This is a genomic window from Curtobacterium sp. B18 (genome assembly GCF_000333375.1).
In the GTDB taxonomy this organism is placed as follows: Bacteria; Actinomycetota; Actinomycetes; order Actinomycetales; family Microbacteriaceae; genus Curtobacterium.
Map to the genome: position 1 here is coordinate 1 of NZ_BACZ01000443.1, position 5,178 is coordinate 5,178.

A 5,178-nucleotide genomic window follows, 5' to 3' on the forward strand; every position below is an offset into this window, starting at 1 on the left:
AGCCGGATCGCGCTCTTGCTGCCGGACCGTGTCGATTGGGACATCGCGTCTTCTCCTGTGTGTGTGGGCACCGTGGCGGTGCGCTTCCTCACGGGACGTGCTGAGGTCGTGACAGTGTGGCGCGCCTTGTCCGGATCGCGCAAGGGGTTTCCGGCACATGTGGGAAAGTCCCGGTGGGCTCCATGCCTAGGATGGTCCGGCCGCGCGGCTCGCGGCACGCGAGCAGCGGACGTCGGACGGGAGGCACGGCTTGGCCGAGCAGCGCACCGCACCTCCCACGGTCTACGACGTGGCATCCGCGGCGGGCGTCTCCATCGCCACCGTGTCGCGCGTGCTCCGCACGCCCGACGCCGTCCGTGAGGGCACTCGCGACCGCGTCCAGGCGGCCATCCGGACGCTCGGGTACGTCCCTTCCGGCAACGCACGCGCGCTCGCGGGCAAGCGCACCGGCGTGGTCGGTCTGCTGCTGCCGGGGTTCGACGTCGTGCCGGACGAGCGGCCGGACCTGGTGACCGACGGTGGTGTCCGGGTCGTCGACGACCGGCGGCACGTGACGCAGCCGTTCTCCTCCAACCTGTACTTCGACGAGGTCCTGCGCGGTGCCGAGACCGAGGCCTGGCAGCGCGGGCTCGCGCTGATGGTGGCGGCGGGGCGGGGCTCCTCCCGGGATGTCATCGTCAACGACGTCGCCGGCCGGGTCGACGGACTCGCGGTCCTCGCGCAGACGGTCCCGGACGACCTGCTCGAGCACGTCGCCCGCCGGATCCCGGTCGTCGTGCTCGCGGACGACCGGCGCTCGCACGGCTTCGACTCGGTGAGCGTCGACAACGCCGCGGGTATGCGGACGCTCGGCGCGCACGTCATCGGGCGGCTCGGCATCCGGTCGCTCGTGTACCTGGCGGGGCCGATCGACTCACCCGACGACATGGAGCGCTCGGCCGGGTTCCGACAGGCGCTCGACGACCACGGGGTCCCGGCGTCGTCGGTGCGCGTCGTGCACGGCGACTTCGGGCGTGCGCGGGCCCGGGAGCTCGCGGCGCAGCTGCTCGACGGGGACGCCGTCCCGCGGGCGATCGTCTGCTCGAACGACCAGTCGGCGCTCGGCGTGCTCGACGCCGCGGGGGCGCGGGGCGTCCGGGTGCCGGACGACCTCGTCGTGACCGGCTTCGACGGCATCGACGCGGGGCGGTTCTCGTCGCCCCGGCTGACCACCGTGCACCAGCCGATGGGGGAGCTCGGGCGTGCCGCGGTGCGGGCGATCGTGGACCGGCTGGAGCGGCGCGACGGGCCGCCGCGGGCGGTGCGACTGCCGGTCGAGGTGCTGCTGCGCGAGAGCTGCCCGCCGGTGCTCTAGCCCGCCGGGTCCGCCCGCCCGCCGCTCCTCCCGCGCCTCCTGCCGGCCGGTCCTCCTGCTGGCCGGTCCTCCTGCTGGCCGCTGGGTGCTGCTCGGCCTTTCCTCCTGCGCGCCGCACCGTGCCGCCTTGGTCATCCCGTGCGCAGTTACCCGCTCGGTGCGGCCTTGTCGCGCCGCACGCAGCGCGCAACCTCGCACCGGCCGGCGAGTCCCGCACCGTGCGCCGCACCGACCGCCCCCGCAAGCCCGCACCGGCCGACGAAGCCCGCACCGGCGCCGCGCCGCTCGACCCCGCAACCGCGCACGGTGCGAGGCGGGGCTGCACCGCGCCTCCTGGCCCCAGCTGCCCGTTCGCGTCTTGATCGACCCGTCCACCCATCGCGGCCTCGTGTCTCTCGCACTCGCCGCACCGTGCCGCGTCGCTCATCCCGTGCGGCGTTGCCCGCTGGGTGGGGCCCTGTCGCGCCGCACGCAGCGGGCAACCCCGCACCGGCCGACGGCGCCCGCACGGTGAGCCGCACCGGCCGCACCGAGCGCCTCTCGGCCGGGGCGCCAGCACCCAAGTCCGCAACCGCGCCCACTCGCACTCGCGCTCGCCGCACCGTGCCGCCGTGCTCATCCCGTGCGGTGCTGCTCGCTGGGTGCGGCCCTGTCGCGCCGCATACAGCGTGCAACCTCGCACCGGCCGATGGGGCCCGCACGGTGCGTCACGCTCACCGGCCCCGCGCCGGCCCCGCACCCGCCCGCCACCTGCGCCCGCCCCGCACCCACCCCCGCACCCACCCGGCCCCGCGCCCGCCACCTCCCCCCCCGCACCCGTACCGCCCCGAGAAACAACCCGCACGGTTGCGCGCCGCGATGTAAGCGCATACATTGTCTCCGTACCGACTCGACACGGAGGTCGACCGAGCAATGACGCTTCCCCCACAGCGCGTCCCAGCGCGCACCCCGGGCACCCGCCGGGGACGGCGAGGCCGCCTCATCGCGGCCATCGCCGGCATCGCGGTCGTGGCCCTCGCGGCCACCGGCTGCAGCATCCAGGTCCGCTCCCAGCCGGACCCGAGCATCGGCAAGGACACCATGCTCATCAACGCGGACCACGGCAACCCGCTGTTCGACCGCAACTTCAACCCGTACATCGCCAACGCCCGCACGGCGAGCAAGTGGATGTACGAGCCGCTCATCGAGATCAACCCGCTCGACGGCAAGGGCACCCCGTGGCTCGCGAGCAGCTGGAGCCAGCCGGACGCCCGCACGATCGACCTGACGATCCGCAAGGGCGTCGAGTGGTCGGATGGCTCGCCGTTCAGCGCGAAGGACGTCGTCTTCACGTTCGACCTGCTGAAGAAGTTCCCGGCTATGGACGTCAAGGGCGCCTGGCAGCACATCGACCGCATCGAGAGCAAGGACGGCCACGTCGTCTTCCACCTCAAGAGCGACGACGTGCCGAGCCTCAACATCATCGGCGCGACGTACATCCTGGGTGCGAAGCACTACGGCGGCGTGCAGGACCCGACGACGTGGCGTGACCCGAACCCCGTCGGGACCGGCCCGTTCGTGCTCGGCAACTACACCGACCAGCAGTACTCGATGGACAAGAACCCGCGGTACTGGCAGGCCGACAAGATCGCCATCAAGCACCTCATCCTCCCGGCGACGAACACGCAGCTCGACACGGTCACGCGCGGCTACGACTGGGCGTACTCCTTCATCTCCGACGTGAAGGGCACCTGGGGAGCGGCGTCGAAGACCAACACCTGGTGGTTCCCCGCCGGCGGTGTCATCGGCCTCATCCCGAACCTGACGAAGGCGCCGTACAACGACGTCAACGTCCGGAAGGGCATCTCGCTCGCGCTCGACCGCGACGACATCGCCGAGACGGCCACCGAGGGCAACCTGGCGGCAGCCGGCCAGACGGGCCTGATCCTGCCGAACCAGGAGCAGTACCTCAACGGATCGATCCCCGACAAGGGCATGGTCACGCAGGACGTCGACGCCGCGAAGCGCGCGTTCGCGAAGTCCGGCTACACCGAGCAGGACGGCAAGCTCGTCAAGGACGGCAAGCAGCTCACGATCACGATCATGACCGCGAACGGCTACTCGGACTGGCTCCGTGCCGCGCAGACCGTGCAGCGCAACCTCACGGCGATCGGCATCAAGGTGTCGATCCAGGCGCCGCAGCCCGCGGGCTACCAGTCGAACCTCAACAACGGTCAGTTCGACATGGCGATGGGTGGCATGGGCAACGGCGACGTCTACCAGGCGTTCAACTCGCTGCTGAGCTCGGACTTCTACCAGCCGGTCGGCAAGTCGACGGTAAACAACTACGAGCGGTATCAGAACGCCGACACCCAGAAGCTCCTCGACGAGTACAAGGCGACGACGGACACCGCGAAACAGCAGGAGATCCTCGACCAGCTCCAGGAGATCGTGTACGACGACCTGCCCGTGATCGGCATGTACTACGGCGGACTCTGGGGCCTGTTCAACACCGGCAAGTTCGTCGGCTGGCCGAGCGCCGAGGACCCGTACATGGCACCGCAGAACTACGACTCGGCTCCGCTGCTGATCTTCTCGAAGCTGCGGCTCCGTGACAGCGCAGCGGGCAAGCAGATCCTGCAGGAGCAGAAGGCCCAGGAGGACCAGCAGTGAAGTACATCCTCCAAAAACTCGTCCTCTTCGTCCTGACCCTCTGGGCCGCGGTCACGCTGAACTTCGTGCTCCCGCGACTCATGCCGGGCAGCCCGACCGACGCCGCGCTGGCGAAGCTCAGCCAGAACGGGCCCGTCACCGACGCCACCAAGAAGGCCATCGAGGCGCAGCTCGGCGTCCCGAGCGGCAACCTCTGGGACCAGTACGTCAGCTACCTGCACCAGGTCATCACCCTCGACTTCGGCACGAGCTACACGTTCTACCCGCAGCCCGTCGGTGACCTCGTCGCCCAGGCCCTGCCGTACACGCTCATCCTCGTCGGCGTGGTGACGATCCTCGCCTTCGTCCTCGGCACCCTCATCGGGGTCGGCGCAGCGTGGAAGCGCGGCACCTGGCTCGACTCCCTGCCGACGCTGTCCGGATCGTTCATGTCGACGTTCCCGTACTTCTGGACGGCGCTCCTGCTGCTGTTCTTCCTCGGCTACGTCCTGCACTGGTTCCCGACCACGGGTGCCTACTCCGCGACGACGACCCCCGGCCTCAGCGGGGCGTTCCTCGGAGACGCGCTCCAGCACGCGGTCCTGCCGGCGGTCACGATCCTCGTGACGAGCCTCGGCGGCTGGATCATCGGCATGCGCAACGCCATGATCAACACGCTCGGCGACGACTACGTGACCTTCGCCGAGGCGAACGGCCTGCGCGGGCGCACGGTCGCGGTCCGGTACGCGGCGCGCAACGCGATCCTGCCGAACCTGACCGGCTTCGGTCTGGCGCTCGGCGGCGTGGTCGGCGGGTCCGTCCTGGTCGAGCAGGTGTTCGGCTACCCGGGCATCGGCTACCTGCTGTTCAACGCCGTGATCGGGCAGGACTACCCCCTCATGCAGGCCCTCTTCCTGATGATCACCGTGTCGGTGCTCATCGCCAACTTCATCGTGGACGTCCTGTACGGCGTCCTGGACCCGAGGACGCGCCGATGACCACGACGAAAGCACCGGACACGACGGTGGCAGTACGCACCCAGCAAGAACAAGCAGCCCCGTCCAAGCTCAAGGCCGCCGCCCGCCAGTTCGGCGTCGTCTGGTCGAACACCAAGGCCCGGATCGGGATCATCATCCTCGGCGTCTTCGTCGTGGTCGCGCTCGCCGCCCCGCTCCTCGCCCCCTACGGCGCGA

At 70.5% G+C, this 5,178-nt stretch carries 3 protein-coding genes and 1 pseudogene; all 4 read left to right on the forward strand.

What is annotated here, in order from left to right; translation table 11 throughout:
- The first annotated feature begins 289 nt into the window (after positions 1 to 289).
- Positions 290 to 1,354, forward strand: coding sequence for a LacI family DNA-binding transcriptional regulator (locus I5E_RS12050; RefSeq protein WP_261974928.1), 1,065 nt, complete (start codon positions 290 to 292; stop codon positions 1,352 to 1,354).
- A gap of 912 nt (positions 1,355 to 2,266) precedes the next feature.
- Positions 2,267 to 4,006 carry an ABC transporter substrate-binding protein gene (locus tag I5E_RS12055; protein WP_022907211.1) on the forward strand — a complete coding sequence of 580 codons (1,740 nt, stop codon included), beginning with the start codon at positions 2,267 to 2,269 and terminating at the stop codon, positions 4,004 to 4,006.
- Positions 4,003 to 4,983: an ABC transporter permease gene (locus I5E_RS12060; protein WP_022907212.1), complete on the forward strand. Its 981-nt coding sequence runs from the start codon at positions 4,003 to 4,005 to the stop codon at positions 4,981 to 4,983. The genes I5E_RS12055 and I5E_RS12060 overlap by 4 nt, the downstream gene beginning before the upstream one ends.
- A pseudogene (locus tag I5E_RS12065) lies at positions 4,980 to 5,178 on the forward strand (hypothetical protein); the annotation flags it as partial. The gene I5E_RS12060 and the pseudogene I5E_RS12065, both read left to right, overlap by 4 nt.

What these genes read in the sequence shown, in the direction of transcription:
- I5E_RS12055 (WP_022907211.1), top strand. Translation starts at nt 2,267, where the DNA reads ATGACGCTTCCCCCACAGCGCGTCCCAGCGCGCACCCCGGGCACCCGC.